Source organism: Paenarthrobacter sp. NPDC091669 (assembly GCF_044756725.1).
In the GTDB taxonomy this organism is placed as follows: domain Bacteria; phylum Actinomycetota; class Actinomycetes; order Actinomycetales; family Micrococcaceae; genus Arthrobacter; species Arthrobacter bambusae_C.
The window spans coordinates 95,743-112,596 of the sequence record NZ_JBIVTK010000003.1 but is presented as its reverse complement, the minus strand read 5'-3'; the positions used below and the strand labels follow the sequence as shown (position 1 = coordinate 112,596).

At 60.4% G+C, this 16,854-nt stretch carries 10 protein-coding genes; 5 read left to right on the top strand and 5 right to left on the bottom strand.

What is annotated here, in order from left to right:
- Positions 1-176 precede the first annotated feature (176 nt).
- Positions 177-1,436, bottom strand: coding sequence for an ROK family transcriptional regulator (locus tag ACIQLI_RS05950; protein WP_400386050.1), 1,260 nt, complete (start codon positions 1,434-1,436; stop codon positions 177-179).
- A gap of 129 nt (positions 1,437-1,565) precedes the next feature.
- Here ACIQLI_RS05950 and ACIQLI_RS05945 point away from each other — a divergent pair, with 129 nt between their 5' ends.
- Positions 1,566-3,425 (top strand): glycoside hydrolase family 3 protein, encoded by a 1,860-nt coding sequence (locus tag ACIQLI_RS05945; RefSeq protein ID WP_400386047.1) that lies wholly within the window; start codon positions 1,566-1,568, stop codon positions 3,423-3,425.
- A gap of 281 nt (positions 3,426-3,706) precedes the next feature.
- On the opposite strand, the gene ACIQLI_RS05940 is transcribed toward ACIQLI_RS05945, so the two are convergent.
- From ACIQLI_RS05940 to ACIQLI_RS05925, 4 genes are all read right to left on the bottom strand, one after another.
- Positions 3,707-3,868 (bottom strand): hypothetical protein, encoded by a 162-nt coding sequence (locus ACIQLI_RS05940; RefSeq protein ID WP_400386044.1) that lies wholly within the window; start codon positions 3,866-3,868, stop codon positions 3,707-3,709.
- A gap of 621 nt (positions 3,869-4,489) precedes the next feature.
- Positions 4,490-5,503, bottom strand: a complete 1,014-nt coding sequence (locus ACIQLI_RS05935) for an SDR family NAD(P)-dependent oxidoreductase (protein ID WP_400386041.1) — start codon at positions 5,501-5,503, stop codon at positions 4,490-4,492.
- 81 nt (positions 5,504-5,584) lie between these two features.
- On the bottom strand, positions 5,585-7,111 hold the full coding sequence (locus tag ACIQLI_RS05930) for an MFS transporter (RefSeq protein WP_400386038.1): 1,527 nt from the start codon (positions 7,109-7,111) through the stop codon (positions 5,585-5,587).
- A complete protein-coding gene (locus ACIQLI_RS05925; protein ID WP_400386035.1) occupies positions 7,104-9,551 on the bottom strand; it encodes a beta-glucosidase in 2,448 nt (815 codons plus the stop codon). The genes ACIQLI_RS05930 and ACIQLI_RS05925 overlap by 8 nt, the downstream gene beginning before the upstream one ends.
- A 156-nt stretch (positions 9,552-9,707) precedes the next feature.
- On the opposite strand from ACIQLI_RS05925, the gene ACIQLI_RS05920 reads away from it, so the two are divergent.
- The 4 genes from ACIQLI_RS05920 to uidA are packed head-to-tail and all read left to right on the top strand — an operon-like array spanning position 9,708 to position 16,837.
- Positions 9,708-10,943, top strand: coding sequence for a family 1 glycosylhydrolase (locus tag ACIQLI_RS05920; RefSeq protein ID WP_400386033.1), 1,236 nt, complete (start codon positions 9,708-9,710; stop codon positions 10,941-10,943).
- Positions 10,940-11,977: a Gfo/Idh/MocA family protein gene (locus ACIQLI_RS05915; RefSeq protein ID WP_400386030.1), complete on the top strand. Its 1,038-nt coding sequence runs from the start codon at positions 10,940-10,942 to the stop codon at positions 11,975-11,977. Before ACIQLI_RS05920 ends, ACIQLI_RS05915 begins: the two co-directional genes overlap by 4 nt.
- On the top strand, positions 11,974-15,018 hold the full coding sequence (locus tag ACIQLI_RS05910; RefSeq protein WP_400386027.1) for a glycoside hydrolase family 2 TIM barrel-domain containing protein: 3,045 nt from the start codon (positions 11,974-11,976) through the stop codon (positions 15,016-15,018). The genes ACIQLI_RS05915 and ACIQLI_RS05910 overlap by 4 nt, the downstream gene beginning before the upstream one ends.
- 25 nt (positions 15,019-15,043) lie before the next feature.
- Positions 15,044-16,837 (top strand): beta-glucuronidase, encoded by a 1,794-nt coding sequence (gene uidA, locus ACIQLI_RS05905; RefSeq protein ID WP_400386024.1) that lies wholly within the window; start codon positions 15,044-15,046, stop codon positions 16,835-16,837.
- Positions 16,838-16,854 lie beyond the last annotated feature (17 nt).

Sequence of the window (16,854 nt, the reverse complement as noted above, 5' to 3'; positions counted from 1 at the left end):
CCCGTGGATTCCTTGTATGCGTTACCGGCGCAGGGCCACCGGATGCAGAGGGTGTGCTCCATGTGGTCTCCCTCGCCGTCGAGGTTAATGTTGCTGGTAGTGCGCTTTGTGGCGCCTGTTACAACGATAATCCGGTGACCGGAAGAAGTCAACAACTTCTTCCGGTCTTCGGAATATTAGGCAGAAAGTCCTTCGTTGCCCTGACTTAGGGGTTGCGTCAGCCGTTCCAGGAGCCCGGGCAGGTTGTCTTTGGAGAAGAGCTCGCCAAGAACAAGCTGGGCGGCACCAACCACGCCGCCTACCTGCTCGTCAATGGCAGATAGCTCCACGAGCAGGTCCGGTGCCCCCGTAGAGGGCAGCCGCTCAAAGACGGCCTGCTGTATGGGTTTGAGCACGATGTCTTTGGCCCTGGCAATGCCACCGCCAACAACCAGCATGTGCGGAGCGAAGAAGCTGACCAAGGTCGCCAGGCTGCTTCCAAGGAGTGCCGCTGTCCGGTTGAGCAGCTCTTTTGCGGCGGCATCCTCGTGCTCAGCGGCCAGCGTCACGTCATAGGCGCGAACACGTCCGGTCTCCTTGAGGACTTCCGCAAGGTAGGGACTGCGCCCCGTTTCAGCCAGCATCAAGCCGTCCCGCTCAATGGCCCATCCGCTGGTGACGGCCTCAAGGCAGCCTGTGCGCCCGCACCTGCAGGCAACCACTCCCGCCTCCGGAACGGCCACATGGCCAATGGAGCCTGCCAGGCCATGGGAGCCCCGGTAGAGCCTGCCATCGGTGATGAGGGCAGCTCCCACCCCGGCGCCGGCCCCAAAATACAGCAGGTGCTTTGCCTTGGCGGCCCGCGGATTGCTCTCTATTTCAGCCAGGGCCAGAAGATTGACTCGATTGTCCACCCATGCCGGAACCGGCCAGCGCGCCGCGAACTCTTCCCGTGCGGGGTAGTCCTCCCAACCCGGCATGACCGGTACGCCAACAGGAGTGCCGGTATCGAAATTGACCGGACCGGAGAGTCCCACGCCGATCCCCAGCAGGTTGTTGCCGCTTTGCTCCCTGATGACGTGGTCAATGATCGCATTGACCTGGTCCAGGATCCGTGCGGGTCCTTCGCTGACGTCGCATAGTTCCCTGTGTCGGGTGCCGAGCAAGGCGCCGGCGAGATCGGAAGCGCTGACGACCATTTCATTCGAGGCAATGTCCACGCCAACGACGTACCCGGCCTGGGCGTTGAGGGACAACAGCTTGGCGGTCCGCCCGCCCGTAGAGGGAGCGCGGCCGGGGGAGTGGATAAGCCCGATCTGTTCGAGTTCTGCAACTCGCTCCGCAACAACACTGCGCCCCAGCCCAACCTGATCGGTCAAGGTTGCCTGCGTAATGCCGTCCTGCCAACGGATTGTCTCCAGCACTGATGCCAGTCCGGTGTACCGCTCTATGGCCATTGACTTTCCCTCCAAGCGGTGCTTTTTGGGTCACCACCCGCAACTTTAGCTTGCGCTGAACATGACTAAGTGTATAACTTTTTCCGGTAAGCGGATAAACTGCATAAAACCATCACATAAGGAGGCCGCATGCGGCGATCTGTCAGGACCACAGACGACGGCGTCCAGTACCGGGACTTGAACGGAAACGGAGTGCTGGATCCGTATGAAGATCCCCGGCTGGATGCAGCCACGCGCGCCAAGGATCTCCTGACCCGCCTCTCGGTCGAAGAAAAAGTCGGGCTCCTCTTCAACACGGTGATGGTCGTCGGTGAGGTGGCGGATCACGACGCATCGAGTCCTTTCGGGCCGGAGTCTCCGCGTGACTTTGTGGTGGGCAGGTCCATCAACCATTTCAACGTTGGCCACTTCCCTTCCGCCCAGCACATGGCGCGTTGGCAGAATGCCATGCAGGAGCTCGCAGAGCTCACCCCACACGGGATCCCCATTACTTTTGCCACCGATCCCCGCCATGGCTTTGCACAAAATGACGGTATGGCCTTTGCCGCGGGCTCGTTTTCGCAGTGGCCCGAACCTATGGGCTTTGCCGCACTCGGCGATTCTGATGTCATAAGCGACTTCGCGGAGACGGCCAGGCAGGAGTATGTGGCCGTAGGGCTTCGTGCCGCTCTCCACCCACAGATTGACCTGGCATCTGAACCGCGCTGGGCACGCCAACTTCAGAGCTTCAGTTCAAGCTCCGCGGTGACCTCGGAGTACGGTGCGCTGCTCATCGCAGGTCTCCAGGGCGGGCAGCTGTCATCCTCGAGCGTTGCCTGTACGGCTAAGCACTTCCCGGGAGGCGGGGCGCAAGAAGACGGGGAGGATCCACACTTCCCGCAAGGCAAAGCTCAGGTTTACCCAGGGGGCAACTTCGAAGAGCACCTGGCACCGTTCCGTACTGCGATCGCCGCCGGCACGAGCGGGATCATGCCCTACTACTCATTGGCGAAAGACCTTGTCATAGATGGCGTGGAAGTCGAGGAGGTGGGCTTCTCGTATAACAAGTACCTGATCACGTCACTTCTTCGAGAACAGCTCGGCTTCGAGGGTGTTGTCCTGAGCGACTGGCAGCTTGTCACTGACCTTGAGGTCTTTGGTCTGCCCTTTCCCGCCAAGGCGTGGGGTGTTGAGCACCTCAGCCCTCTGGACCGGGTGCAGAAACTTTTCGACGCCGGCGTGGACCAGCTTGGTGGCGAATCCTGCACGGAGTTGGTACTTGAGCTGCTGGCCAGCGGCAGGTTGTCCCCGGAGAGAGTGGATGCATCGGCGCTGAGAATCCTCCGGGTTAAGTTCGAGCTGGGGCTCTTCGACAACCCTTATGTTGACGCGGATGCCGTCATGGAGGTCGTGGGATCTGAGAAGTCCCGCGCGGCCGGACACCGCGCCCAGGCAGAATCCATCACTATCCTCAAGAACGAAGGGCTGCTGCCCCTGGCGCCCGGTACCCGCATATATGTAGTAGGTATGGACCCGGCATTTGTTGACGATCACGTTCTCCTCGTTTCGGAGATGGCGGAGGCTGATGTGGCGCTGGTGCGGCTGGCTGCGCCCTTTGAACCCCGTAACGAGTACTTCCTGGACGCCATGACGCATCAGGGGAGCCTCGACTTCCCGGAGGAAGAGATCGCGCGGGTACGAGCACTTGCAGCAGAACTCCCCGTGATCCTGGACGTCTACCTCGAACGGGCAGCAATTCTGACCCCCTTCGACACCGTTGCAACTGCCATCACTGCAAACTTCGGCGCATCCGAAGCTGCACTGCTGGATGCGCTGACTGCAACGATTCCTCCGAAGGGCAGGTTGCCGATCGAGCTGCCTCGCTCCATGGCCGCCGTCGAAACCTCACATCCTGATGTCCCCAACGACACTGAAGATCCGCTCTACCCCTATGGTGCCGGCCTCAGCCTGTCATCAACTTCCCGGAGCGTGTCCGGGATGCTCACGTGAACCGGATGAACGGCGAACACTAATCGAGCGAAGTTCTCTGGAGTGAGTTCGTTGATCCTCCGGATTCGGCGCGGCCGCATGTGTGGTGGCACTGGATAGACGGCAATGTGGAGCTCTAAGGCATTCGGGCGGACCTTCGGTGGCTCCGCTCTATGGGCCCCCGAGGAGCTCAGGCCTTCGACGGGGCGCTGGATAATCCGCTTGTGGTGGCCGTCTTCTACGTGGATTTCGTTCGTCCTTACAGTGGATGAGCTGCGAGCCCATGCCGGTGATGGTGCCTTTCATGACGTCGCCGTCCTGGAGCAGCCGGCACCGGTGCTGGCCGTTGCCGGCCGGGCTGCGGGTGAGCACCAGGTCGCCCGGTGCAGCGGAACGATCCGGAAGGTTTCGCTGAAGAGCTTGGCCAAGCCGAAGATCACGTTTGAGGCGGACTCGTCCTGCATGGCCTCGCCTCGTTGAGCTTCAGCGACTCCTGGACGTCCTGCGGGCCGCTGACATCACCGCTTCCTACGGCTGCCTTAGAAAGGTGATCACGGTCGGTGCCCGCCAACGCCAGGAGAACTCACGAATCCGCCCCGTAACCGCCCACCCGGCGGATGTGTTTCCTTGCCGCCCAGTTTTGCAGGGTGGTCTACGCGGTCGTGTCTACAAGTGTGCTCGACGGTGACCATCCGCAGATCGACCTTTTGGCACCCTTGTCCCGGTAGGGGGCTTAATGAGTTGGGACACTCAATTCGATTCAGGAGCTCCGCCGCATCCGGGCAAAGGATTGGCCTGGAAAGTTCGGCGCGGCCGACCAGGGCGAGTGGACGGGGATCAGGATGAAAGCCGGCATCGGCAGATCGCCATGGAGGGTCCGGCGGTCACAGCCGAGATTACGGGTTTCTTGGACTTACAGACCGCAACTATATGCGGATTCTCGCGTCTGGCGAGCGTTGGGGCGAAGAGCCGATAATGGATATTCGTTCCATTAGCCGTTGGGCTATTGAGTGAGACGAGAGGACGGCTGTGCCGCAGCAAACCTCGGTTATTTCCATTGATGGTTCGAGGGTCCCCTCGCAGCCTCAGAACTCGCTTCGCTCGCTAATAGGCCGATAGTCGGTGAGTAGTTCCTGGTGGAGGCTCTTACGAAACTCTTCGATGGTCCAGGGTTCGCCGTCCTTAACGATTGAAGTGGCATGTTGGGGATCTGCGTACAGGGCGATGTCACCGCCGCCGGTCACGGAGAACACGGAGCCGCTGATATGGGCCGCCTCATCTGAGGCAAGGTAGGCCAAGAAAGTCATGTTTTCCGCGGGGCCATGGGCTTTTTCAGAGCGGCGTGTTCGCTCATCGTTAACCTTGAGGTGGATATCCTGCTGTTGCAGCATGGAGCGGAAGGTGGCGTTAAAGCTGACGTGGCCGGGTGACGCGGCCTGCGGGCAGTATGCGTTGATAGTGACGCCGTACCTGGCGACCTCCTTCGCTGCCGATTTCGTTAGCGCGACCACGGCCGCGTTTGCGGCAGCGTAGGCGCTGACCATCGGGATGCCGGTCCATGCGTCTGATGACGCGTTCAGGATGCGCCCGGACTCTTGCTTGACCATGACGGGCAGAGCGTGGCTCATGCAGTTGTAAGTTCCGGTCAGCTTCGCTTCGACCTGGAAGCGCCAGTCCTCGGGGGTCAGGGATAAGAAGGGGCCGAAGCCCATTCCGGCTGCGTTGTTGATGAGAATGTCGAGTCGGCCGAATTCCCTAATGGCAGCTTGGATGAGGTGACCGGTTGCTTCGTGGTTGGTGACATCCGCATAGTGGTGAATGGCCTCTCCTCCCTCGGCGATGATTTGCGCTGCGACGCTTTCAGCGTCCCCGGCAGTCGCTTCGAAACGCTCCGCCTCTTCTTGGGTGAGCGTGAGTTCGGTGCCCTGTAGAGCGGTGGCGCGAAAAGACGCCGCTACGGCTTTGGTAGCTCGCCGGGGGGCGAGATCGTTGGTGACGACCCGGGCGCCGTGGCGGGCTAGCATCAATGCGATTCCGCGGCCGACGCCTTGCCCGGAGCCGGTGACAATCGCTACCTTGCCCTCTAGAAGCTTGGACATGTGAGGTGTTCCTTTCGATTTGGTTCGGCGTTTATCCATCGTCTTCCCCGGTTGCTGCAGGAGGGCGGTGGTGATGCAACATCAGGGATGCATCGATGCGGTATCAGCGGTGCCTGTTTCCTCTCTGGCGGCGTGGTCGCTGATGGCATCTGACTTCTTGGTAGCCGGTGAAGGGATAAGCAACGCGATTATCGCTGCGACTATTGCAACGGCAGCGCCAATCAGCAGACCGGTGTGGAATCCGGCCTCGCTCGGCAGCGAAAGGCCGAAGAAGTCGGTGGTCATGTTGGCGAGGACGACACCGACGACGGCGGCCGACACGGATGTGCCGATGGAACGCATAAGGGTGTTTAAGCTGTTCGCTGCGCCTGTCTCGGAGCTCTTGACCGAGCCCATGATGAGGGCTGGCATGGCGCCGTACGCAAAGCCAACGCCGACATTGGTAATGCACACGGACACAAGCAGTCCCCAGGTCGATCCCATGAGTGCGACTGCGGCAAGGTAACCCGCTGCCATAACGGCGGCCCCGATGGCGAGAGTGATCTTGGGTCCGCGGGAGTAAGAGATGCGGGCGCCAACTGGCGCGATCATCATCATCATCACGCCACCGGGTGCCATCCACAAACCCATCTGGAACATGTTCTGTCCGAGCCCGTAGCCGGTCTCCGTGGGTAGCTGGAGTAGCTGCGGCACGATGAGCGACTGAGCATACATGGCGAACCCGATGACCACCGACGACAGGTTTGTCAGAAGTACGACGGGGCGGGCGGTGACTCGCAGGTCGACAAGTGGATCGGAAGTGCGGAGTTGGAACCAGCCCCACGCGAGGAAAACTAGGACCGAAGCAACGAGCAGGCCGAGGGTCAAGCCGCTGGTCCAGCCCCAGTCGGCACCCTTCGAGACGCCGAGAAGCAGGCAGACCAATCCGATGCCTAGCCCGGCCGCGCCGGCGGGATCGAACTTACCGTGGGCGGTCACAGGGGTGGCCGGAAGGAAGAAACAGATGAAGGCGGCGACCATGACGGCGAGAGCGGTTGCGCCCCAGAACAGGGCGTGCCAGGTGGAGTACTCTGCCACCGCAGCGGCGATGGGCAGTCCAAGTGCGCCACCAATGCCCATGGAGGCGCTCATCAGCGCAATCGATGTGCCGAGCTTCTCCGGTGGGAGGAGGTCGCGCATAGCGCTGATGCCCAGTGGAACGAGACCCATGGCAGCGCCTTGAAGTGAACGGCCAACGATCATCGGTATAAGGGCGGTTGCCAGGGCGCACACCACAGAGCCGGCGACGAGCAGCAGCGAGCAGGCAAGCATGACGGGCTTCTTGCCGTAGAGGTCACCGAGCCGGCCAGTGATCGGTGTGCACACCGCAGCCGCCAACAGGGTCGCGGTGACGACCCACGTGGCATTGGAGGCGCTGGTGCCGAGCAGTTCCGGCATTTCCCCGATCAGTGGAACGACAAGAGTCTGCATCACTGCAGCAACGATGCCCGAGAAAGCCAGCACCCCCACGATAGGTCCACTGCGCGCGGTGTATTTCTCAGAGGCGGGGGACTCGGCGGGGGACTGTGTGCTCTGTACGCTTAGTTGATTGGCCGAAGTTTCAGTCATGGTAGGCAGCCTTGAGGTGCTGAACCCGGACCTCAGGCAGGTAGCTTCGAGTGGCTGCGACATCCAGGGCTTGACCCAGCACGGTGAAAGTCCCGTGTGCCCGGAGATCGTCGGAGGCTGAACCTACCCGAACCGAGACCTCACCCGGCTCTACGACGAATCGTCCGTCCCTTCCCGTGTGCCCCAACTGGGAACCCTGCACGACGAAGCTGACTTCTGCTGTTTCTCCCTTGTCGAGTTCCACCCGGGCGAAGCCTGCCAGTTGTTGTGCGGGGCGGGTAATGCCTGTGCCTGGAAGGCCGACGTAGAGCTGGGCGATTTCTGTACTCGGGAGTTCCCCTGCATTGCGGACAGGAATCGTTATGGTGACTTCTTCGTTTGCAGCAATCTCCGCGGGTTCTATTCGGAGTTCGCCGTATCCGAAGCTTGAGTAGCTCAAACCGTGTCCAAAGGCGTACTGAGGTGTACTTGGCATGTCCGCATAGGCCTTTGCCATGTCGATGCTTTCGCGCCGATAACCGCTGCCCCTTTTCTGCGCCTGATACACGGGTACTTGGCCGGAGTGCCGGGGGATGGAGAAGGGAAGCTTGCCGGAAGGGGCCGAATGCCCGAAGAGCACGCGGGCCAGTGCGGGGGCGCCTTCAGGTCCGGGGTAATAGGCGGTGATCAGGGCCGGGAGTGCTTCGTCCACCTCGGAGAGCCCATAGGGCCGGCCCATGTAGAGCACGGCGGCTGTTGGTTTCCCTAAGGCGGTGACCGCCTGGACGAGCTCAACCTGACGGGAGGGCAGGTCGATGTCGGCGGAATCGGTTCCTTCGCCTTCTGTCGTAGTTCCCGAGAAGGCTCCGGCCCTGCCGCCGATGGCGAGGATGACGATATCTGCCGACGTGGCGGCAGCGACGGCTGCCTCAATATCGTGAGGGTCCGTGTCGAGGAGACTTGTCCCAGGAACGGATACGACGTCTGCGTCCGGCATGAGTCGACGTATTGCCTCGGTCAGGCTTTGGCATCCATATTGTTCACGGACAGCGTGATCAAGGTCGAGGTTCTCCAGTGCGCTGATGCGCTCCGCGGCGGCTTTTTTCATGTCCTCCGGCATGCCATCCATCGCATTTTCCATTCCCACCATCCGCGACCGGCCGTTCATCATGCCCTTGATCATTTCCAGGGTGGTGGGATACGTGTAGTTGGCGAAGTTGACCATGACGGAGTCCGCGTGCGGTCCTACGACGGCGATACGGCGGACATCCCGGCGGAAGGGCAGCACGCCGCCCTCGTTCTTGAGCAAGGTCACTGATTGAAGGGCCAACTCCTTGGAAAGCTCCCGTCCCTCCTGCGCCAGATCCTTCAGCAGAACTGGCTCCTCGCTCACATAAGGGTTCTCGAACAGACCCAACTCGAACTTGTGGGTAAGAACCCGGAGGACGGCTTGGTCGACCACCGCTTCGTCAATCATGCCATTTTGGACGGCATCGGCCAGGGCCGGCCCGAATCCATAGGCGCTGGGCAGTTCGACGTCGAGCCCGGCCGACACAGCCATGACTCCCGCTTCCTGGGCGGTACCGGCCACGCGCTGACGCTCGACGAGATACTGGATCGTCCGGTAATCGGACACCACTGTCCCTTGAAAGCCCATTTTGTCCCTCAAAAGTTCAGAAAGAAAAGCCGAGGACGTCGCTACCGGTTCGCCGTCGATCTCTGAATAGCTGTTCATGACACTGCGCAGTCCGGCAAGACGGATTGCAGCTTCGAAGGGGGTTGCGTAAACGTCATAGAGCTCGCGGCCTCCAAGCTGTGTAGCGGCAAGGTTCTGCCCCGCTTCGGTCATCGAGTACCCGAGAAAGTGCTTCGCCGTGGCCAATACACCTTCGCGCAGGTCATCTCCTTGAAGGCCGTGGACAAAAGCCACGCCCATGGCCGAGACGAGAAGGACTTCCTCCCCGTACGTTTCATGGACACGGCCCCAGCGTGCGTCACGTGCCACGTCGAGTACCGGCGCCAACCCTTGACGTACACCGATCGACAGCATCTGCCGCCGGGTCAGGTCGGCCATCTCCCGTACTCCGGCGGGGTTCCATGTAGCCGCCAGACCAATCGGCGTTGGGAACGAGGTGTATCCCTCGGCTAACAGCCCGTTCAGAGCCTCGTTGTGGAGAATGGCAGGGATTCCCAGTCGGGTCGACTCAAGGAGATATTTTTGAATGTCGTTGTTGAGTCGTGCAAGGCGCACCGGGTCATTAACGGCGATTCCGACTCCGGCGACGTGCCCGATTCCTTGAGCCAGATGCCGGTTCAGCTGGGATTTGGTCACACCATCGGATCCAAGAAGTGGCTGCGGAAGGATTCCGACAAGTTGATTGGTCTTCTCTGCCAGAGTCATGCGCGCAAGTAAGTCCAGCGAACGTTTTTCGATGGGCATGGAGGGGTTGAGGTAAAGCATCGATCACCTTCCGTTTGCGCCCGGGGCTCCCGGAGCGGTCGTCTTCGATAACTCACTACTGCGAATATAGTTATGCGTTTCGAATTTGCATGTTAGCATCTTTCCATGGCAATCGGTTTCCGTTAGGACCGAAATATTGAGAGATCGGTGCGTACAATGACGAACCTCCCGAAGGGCTTCCTCTGGGGAGCATCAACAGCCCCTCATCAGATTGAGGGAAACAATGTCAACAGTGACTTCTGGGCCCGGGAGCAGAACAGGGCAGGCATGGAGCGCAGTGGCGACGCCATCGACAGCTACCATCGTTACGCGGAAGATATGCAATTGCTTGCCGCAGCGGGCCTGAACGCCTATCGGTTTGGCATTGAATGGGCGCGCGTCGAACCCTCCCCGGGCCACATTTCGAAGGCCGAGCTTGCGCACTACCGCCGCATGATCGACACCGCGCTCGGACTGGGACTGAAGCCGGTCATCACGCTCCACCACTTCACCAACCCGCGCTGGTTTGCCGAAGAAGGTGGATGGATGGGGGACCGTGCCGTCGAGCGGTTCACCGCTTACGTCGATGCTGTGATAGACATCCTGGACGGCGTCGAGTGGATCTGTACCATGAACGAACCGAACATGCTCGCACTCATGACCACCATGGGTCGAATGGCCGAGCAGCAGAAAAACAAAAAATGGCTCAGCCCCACTGTTGAGGGTGAAGCAAGGCCTGTCTTGCCTAACCCCGATATCGACGTCAGCCGACGACTAGTGGAGGCGCATCACGCTGTCCGCGGCTTCTTGAGGGAGCGGACGGGGGCAGCCGTTGGGTGGACGGTGGCAAACCAGGCGCTCGTGGCCTTACCGGGTGGGGAAGAGAAACTTCGCGAGGTGCAGTACGTCAGGGAGAACATCTTTCTGGAGGCGGCACGCGGGGATGACTTCATCGGTGTTCAGTCGTACTCAAGCCAGAACGTAACCGCTGAGGGAATCGTGCCTCACCCCGTTCACCCGGACAACACCATCGTTGGCAATGCCTACCGCCCCGACGCCATCGGCATCGCTGTTCGCCACAGCTGGAACGTCACCCAGGGCGTACCGGTACTCATCACGGAAAATGGCATCGCTACAGCAGATGACTATCGGCGGATCGCCTACACAACCAGCGCCTTGGAGCACCTCTTCGAGACCATGGCCGAAGGTATCGATGTCCGCGGCTACCTCCACTGGAGTGCACTGGATAACTATGAGTGGGGTCATTGGGAACCTACTTTCGGGCTGATAGCAGTAGACCGGAAAACCTTCGAACGCCACCCCAAAGCCAGCCTTGCATGGCTGGGAAATGTCGCCAGGACCGGCTCCCTGTCGTTGGCCCAAGAAGCTACAGCAGGAGTCACGATCTCATGACAACTACTCAGGAAACCGAACAGCAGAAAGCCACCCTCCAGTGGGGAATCGTCGGGACAGGACCCATTTCTGACAACGTGGTGGCTGACCTTTCCACCATTAGCGGCGCTGTCATCAGGGGAGTGCACAGCAGGGACGCAGCAAAGGCCTCCGCTTTCGCCGAAAAGGTCGGAGGCGCGTTCTCCACGGATAACTACGAGGAGCTGCTGGCGGACGGCAGGATTGACGTCGTGTACATCGCGACGCCGTTCGCCACGCATTATCCGCTGACGCGCCAAGCTCTTCTCGCCGGCAAACATGTCCTCGTTGAGAAGCCCATGGCAATGACGGCCGCTGAAGTCGCTGAGCTGTTCCAGCTGGCGGGTCAACGAAATCTCTTTCTCATGGAGGGCATGTGGATGAAGTTCAACCCTGCATTCGTCCGGTTGAGGGAGGAAATCGCCGCTGGTCGGATCGGTGAGCCCCGGAGTGTACGGGCCATGTTCGGGATGCCGTTTCCGCAGGACGACGGCAGCCGCTGGGACGTGAAACGCAGCGGGAGCACCCTGCTGGACCAGGGTATCTACCCGGTCACGTTGGCACATTCCATCTTGGGCGAACCGGAATCAATCTACGCGGCAGGTACTGTACGCAGCGACGGCCTGGATCTTGCAGAGCACTTCACTCTCGAGTACAGTGGCGGCCGCTTTGCCCATGGAGCTGCCTCAACTCAGGAATTCGCCGACACCTCGGGTTCGGTCAGCGGAACGAAGGGGTGGATTGTTCTCCCGGGCCCTTTCTGGGCCACCACGAACCTACGGATACATGCCGACAATTGGCAAACCATTGTCCACAACCCTGAGCCTGTAGAACTGGCGTGTGAGGGCAACGGATACGTACCGATGCTTCGTGCCGTCAGCGAAGCAATCAGAATCGGACTCACAGAGCACCCTTTGCATACCGCCGCCGACACGATTGCGGTCTTCCGCACACTGGACAGGATTCGTTCCGCAGTTGAAACCGGCGAAGTAAACCGAGGTAAGGACGAGGAATGACCGGACCAGGCTTTGCCGTTACTCCTGCCGATATCACTGGTCTCCACCCGATCGGCCGCCTTCCTATGACCTCTCTGCGCCGCCCAGCCGACGTTGATCTGAACGGTGTCTGGGACTTTCAGTTGCTGGAGCGGCCCGACACCTCGGTCAGCGATTGCTGGGGGACGACGACGGTGCCGGGGCTGTGGACGATGTCGGATCCGCAAGATCCGCCTCACTACACAAACGTGCCGATGCCATTCGATGAGATTCCCCCGGCGCTTACGAAGCGCAACCCCACGGGAGTGTACAGGCGGAAAGTCGATCTTTCACCGACGCCGGGCCGCCGGACGATCCTGCATGTCGGGGCAGCGGAATCATTGCTGCGTGTGATGGTCAATGACGAGCCGGTGGGGCTCAGCAACGACTCCCACCTCGCCGCAGAATTCGACATCACCGATGCCATCATTCAAGGCCCTAACGAGATCGTTCTCGTCGTCTCCAAATATTCGGCCGAAAGCTACCTCGAGGACCAGGACCAGTGGTGGCACGGCGGGATCACCCGGCCTGTCCATATCTATACTGTGCCCGATGTCCACATAGCAGACGTCGTGGTCCTCGCCGACTACGACGCCAAGTCCGGTAAAGGTTCCCTGACCGTAGAGGTCGTTTCCGCCGGCCTCGCCCACCTCACAGCTGTCGACTGTCATGCCGAAGTGATCGCTCTCGGAACGGCGGAGATCCGGCCTATCGGTCCACGGCGGGCAGCGCAGGAGCTTCCCAAGCCCTCCGATGAACGCGGCAGTAAGCCGGCCACCCGTTTCCCTGCTGATTTCATGGACTTGCTGAGCATCAGGGCGGCCGGAGCGGAGGTGCCTGAACGCTTTGCCGACATCGCCGGGGCCTTTGCCCAGACTGTCACTCACGAAACGTCAGCCGGCAGGGCACGGTTTGAGCGTGCCGCGCTGGACGTTTCTCCCTGGACGGCCGAAACGCCGCACTTGGAAGACCTAACGGTCCGGCTCCGCGACGCCGACGGAGAAATCCTCGATGAGGTCACCCTGCGCATCGGATTCCGCAAGGTTGAAATCCGGGGGAAGGACCTTCTGGTCAACGGCCAGCGTATCCTCGTACAAGGCGTCAACCGGCACGACTTCGACCCCCGTACCGGGCGCGTGATGACCAGGGAATCTATGCTGGAAGAGCTTTCCCTGATGAAGCGCAGTAACATCAACGCTGTGCGCACTTCGCACTACCCCAATGATCCCGTCTTCCTGGACCTCTGCGATGAAATTGGCCTTTACGTTGTAGACGAGGCTGACATCGAAGGGCACGCGTTCGCCGGGATACTTGCAGACGATCCCTTGTATCTGCCCAGCTTCTTGCGCAGACTCTCGCGGATGGTGGTCCGAGACAGGAACCACCCCAGCATCATTATGTGGTCGCTGGGAAACGAGACCGGCTACGGGGCAGCACACGACGCGATGGCGGCCTGGACGCGCAACGTCGACCCCTCCCGGCCGGTGCACTACGAAGGGGCTATATCGAATGACTGGCACGGCGGCCACGCTGCAACCGATGTTGTATGTCCCATGTACGCTTCCTTCGCCTCGCTCGAGGCCTACGCCCAGGATGAACGCGCCGACCGACCACTGATCCTGTGCGAGTACGCCTATTCTCTAGGAAACTCAACAGGGGGCCTTTCCGAGTACTGGCGCCTCTTCGAATCCCTTCCCTGCCTTCAAGGCGGTTTCATCTGGGAATGGCGGGATCATGCGCTCGACCCCGACGGAGACGGACACTACAGGTACGGCGGAGACTTCGGCGATGAACCCAACAGCGGAGCCGTTCTCAACAACGGAATTGTCTTCCCGGACCTCACGCCTAAACCGGCCTTGTTCGAGGCGCGCGGTATCTTCGCACCGGTCCGGATCATCTCGGACGCGGCCCGGGCCCTTGAAGGACAGATCGATATCCGTAACCGCCAGTCCTTCGCTGACCTCAGCCTTTTGAGAGGGCTAATTCAGGTCGAAACTTCCAGCGGTGCCGTCGCCGCGGCCGAGGTTGAGTTGCCAGCCTTGGGCCCGGGCCGCACTGGTTCGCTGGAACTTCCAGAGCAGATAAGGGTTGCTGCAAGGAAACCCGACGCGCTGGCTGTCACGCTTACCCTGAGGACCCGCACGGAGACGCTATGGTCGCCGGCAGGCACCGAAATTGCATCACTCCAGGTTGTCCTCAATCCCGGCCCCGAGCAACAGCCGACAGGTGCAGGCGATGTGGCCTCTCTCGTCCTTGCCGAGGACGGCTCCATTGTCCACCCACTGCTGCGGCGCGCGCCCGAGCTGTCATTGTGGCGGGCGCTCACGGAAAACGACGCCTGCTTCGCACTGGACAGCCGGTTCGTTCGGACAGGGTTCTTTCAGCTCAGCCTGGTCAATTCCGACATTGAGCACTTCGGGAACACTGCCGTGGTGACGCGCACCTACAGCACGGCGTTCGGAGATGAGAAGGTCACGCACCGGCGCAGCATCACCTTCGTTGGATCCGGTGACTGGGTCATGGAAGAGCAGGTTAAATTACCCGAGAGCACTCACGATGGTCTGCGGGTCGGTATCGAGTTCGAACTGATTGACGGCTTTGAAGATGCCAGCTGGGTGGGGCTTGGACCGTGGGAAAATTATCCTGACCGCCGGCAGGCGGCCCTTTTGGGAGCGTGGGAGAGCAGCATCAAATCCCTCGCTGTTCCCTATATTGTCCCGCAATCAAACGGCACCCGGGGCGGCGTGACGAAAATGCGGCTGGGCGGTCCCGCCGGCACCGTATCCACCGAGCACGCCAGTCCGCTGCATATGACCGTCTCCCGCTACTCAACTCATGAGCTGGAATCGGCCACACACTGGTGGCAGCTGTCGGAGTCGTCCAAAACGGTCGTCAACCTCGACATCGCCCACAGAGGGGTGGGAACAGTACGGCTGGGACCGGATACCTTGCCCCAGTATCGGCTCGATGCCCACGACTATTCCTGGCAATGGCGGCTCACCCTCGACAGCCGCCCACTCTAACCAACAGTTTCCAAAGGACTCAGACATGCTCAAACCGAAGATGACTCCCACCCGCGAACTTGTCTCCCTGGACGGCCTCTGGGCGTTCGACATTGACCGCGGATCACCGATCAAAGCCTGGAGCAAAACCCTCAATAGCGGGTTGGAAGCGGCTGTCCCGGCGAGTTACAACGACCTTTTTGTCGACTCCTGCATCCGTGACCACGTCGGGTGGGCATGGTACCAACGTCAGGTTCGCGTGCCCCGCAGTTGGAAAACCGACAGCGTCTATCTTCGCGTGGACGCCGCAACGCATGAGGGACGCGTGTACATTAATGACATTTTTGTAGGCCAACATGTCGGGGGTTACACGCCATTCGAACTGGATATCACGGACCTGGTCGTACCGGGGGAGGAGTTCCGCCTCACCATTGGCGTGAACAACGAGCTAACGAACGTCACTATCCCGCCGGGGTCCATAACAGTGACCCAGGATGGGCGCCGGCAGCAGAAATACCTGCACGACTTCTATAACTACGCCGGCCTGTCCCGTTCCGTCTGGCTCTATTCCTCCCCAAAGCTCCGGATCGAAGACATTAGGATCGTCACTGACATCGACGGATCAACTGGCGTCGTGACCTACGACATCGAAACCACACAACCGGCCACCGTTCGGGTCCGCGTACTGGACGCTTCGGGCGTCGAAGTGGCGGCAGCAAAAGGAGCAACCGGTGTCCTTCGGCTGGATGCGGTACATCTGTGGAACCCCGGCGACGCGTACCTCTACAACCTGGTTGCAGAGATTGTGGACCAAGGCGAAGTGATCGACAGTTATACCCAGCCCTTCGGCGTCCGGACCGTTTCGGTCAGGGGCACGGAATTCCTTATTAACGGTGAACCTTTCTACTTCACCGGTTTCGGCAAGCATGAGGACTCACCGGTGCGTGGCAAGGGACACGACGACGCCTACCTCGTGCACGATTTCCAGCTGCTGGAGTGGGTCGGGGCGAACTCGTTCCGCACCTCCCACTACCCCTATGCCGAGGAAGTAATGGACTTCGCCGACCGGCACGGCATCGTAGTGATCGACGAAACAGCTGCCGTCGGGCTCAACCTAGCGGTCCAGGGAGGACTTACCGGGGCAGCGACAACGCCCACCTTCTCACCTGAAACGTTCAACGATGAGACGCAGTCCGCCCACGCCCAAGCGATCCGGGAACTGATCGCCCGCGATAAGAATCATCCCAGCGTAGTTATGTGGTGCATCGCCAACGAACCATCCTCAAACGAGGATGGTGCCCGGGAGTACTTTGAGCCACTTGTCGAGCTGACCCGCAGCCTGGATCCGACCCGACCCGTTACCTACGCGGCAGTCATGTTTGCCACGTTTAAGAACGACAAGATTGCCGATCTGTTCGATGTCATGTGCCTCAACCGGTACTACGGCTGGTATGTAGCTACCGGCGACTTGAAAACCGCTGAAACATACCTTCAGGGCGAGCTTCAGGGTTGGGTCGAGAAATTCGGGAAACCGATCATGATGGCCGAATACGGTGCCGACACCTTGCCCGGCCTCCATTCGGTATGGGATATGCCGTGGTCGGAGGAGTACCAGGCTTCCTACTTGGAGATGAACCACCGCGTGTTCGACAGCATTCCATCCTTTGTCGGAGAACAGGTCTGGAATTTCGCTGATTTTCAGACCTCCAACGGCATCCACCGTGTCGAAGGCAATAGGAAGGGTGTCTTCACCCGTGACCGGAAACCCAAGGCCGCAGCCCACAGTCTCCGGAAACGTTGGCGCGGGCTGGCAAACCGGAAGCCCGGCACTGGCATCTAAAGACGTCGGGAACGGGA

Excerpts from the sequence above, each read along its gene's own strand:
- ACIQLI_RS05930 (WP_400386038.1), bottom strand. The coding sequence starts at position 7,111 with ATGACTGAAACTTCGGCCAATCAACTAAGCGTACAGAGCACACAGTCC.
- ACIQLI_RS05940 (WP_400386044.1), bottom strand. The coding sequence starts at position 3,868 with ATGCAGGACGAGTCCGCCTCAAACGTGATCTTCGGCTTGGCCAAGCTC.
- ACIQLI_RS05915 (WP_400386030.1), top strand. The coding sequence starts at position 10,940 with ATGACAACTACTCAGGAAACCGAACAGCAGAAAGCCACCCTCCAGTGG.
- ACIQLI_RS05925 (WP_400386035.1), bottom strand. The coding sequence starts at position 9,551 with ATGCTTTACCTCAACCCCTCCATGCCCATCGAAAAACGTTCGCTGGAC.
- ACIQLI_RS05945 (WP_400386047.1), top strand. The coding sequence starts at position 1,566 with ATGCGGCGATCTGTCAGGACCACAGACGACGGCGTCCAGTACCGGGAC.
- ACIQLI_RS05910 (WP_400386027.1), top strand. The coding sequence starts at position 11,974 with ATGACCGGACCAGGCTTTGCCGTTACTCCTGCCGATATCACTGGTCTC.
- uidA (WP_400386024.1), top strand. The coding sequence starts at position 15,044 with ATGCTCAAACCGAAGATGACTCCCACCCGCGAACTTGTCTCCCTGGAC.
- ACIQLI_RS05935 (WP_400386041.1), bottom strand. The coding sequence starts at position 5,503 with ATGTCCAAGCTTCTAGAGGGCAAGGTAGCGATTGTCACCGGCTCCGGG.
- ACIQLI_RS05950 (WP_400386050.1), bottom strand. The coding sequence starts at position 1,436 with ATGGCCATAGAGCGGTACACCGGACTGGCATCAGTGCTGGAGACAATC.
- ACIQLI_RS05920 (WP_400386033.1), top strand. The coding sequence starts at position 9,708 with ATGACGAACCTCCCGAAGGGCTTCCTCTGGGGAGCATCAACAGCCCCT.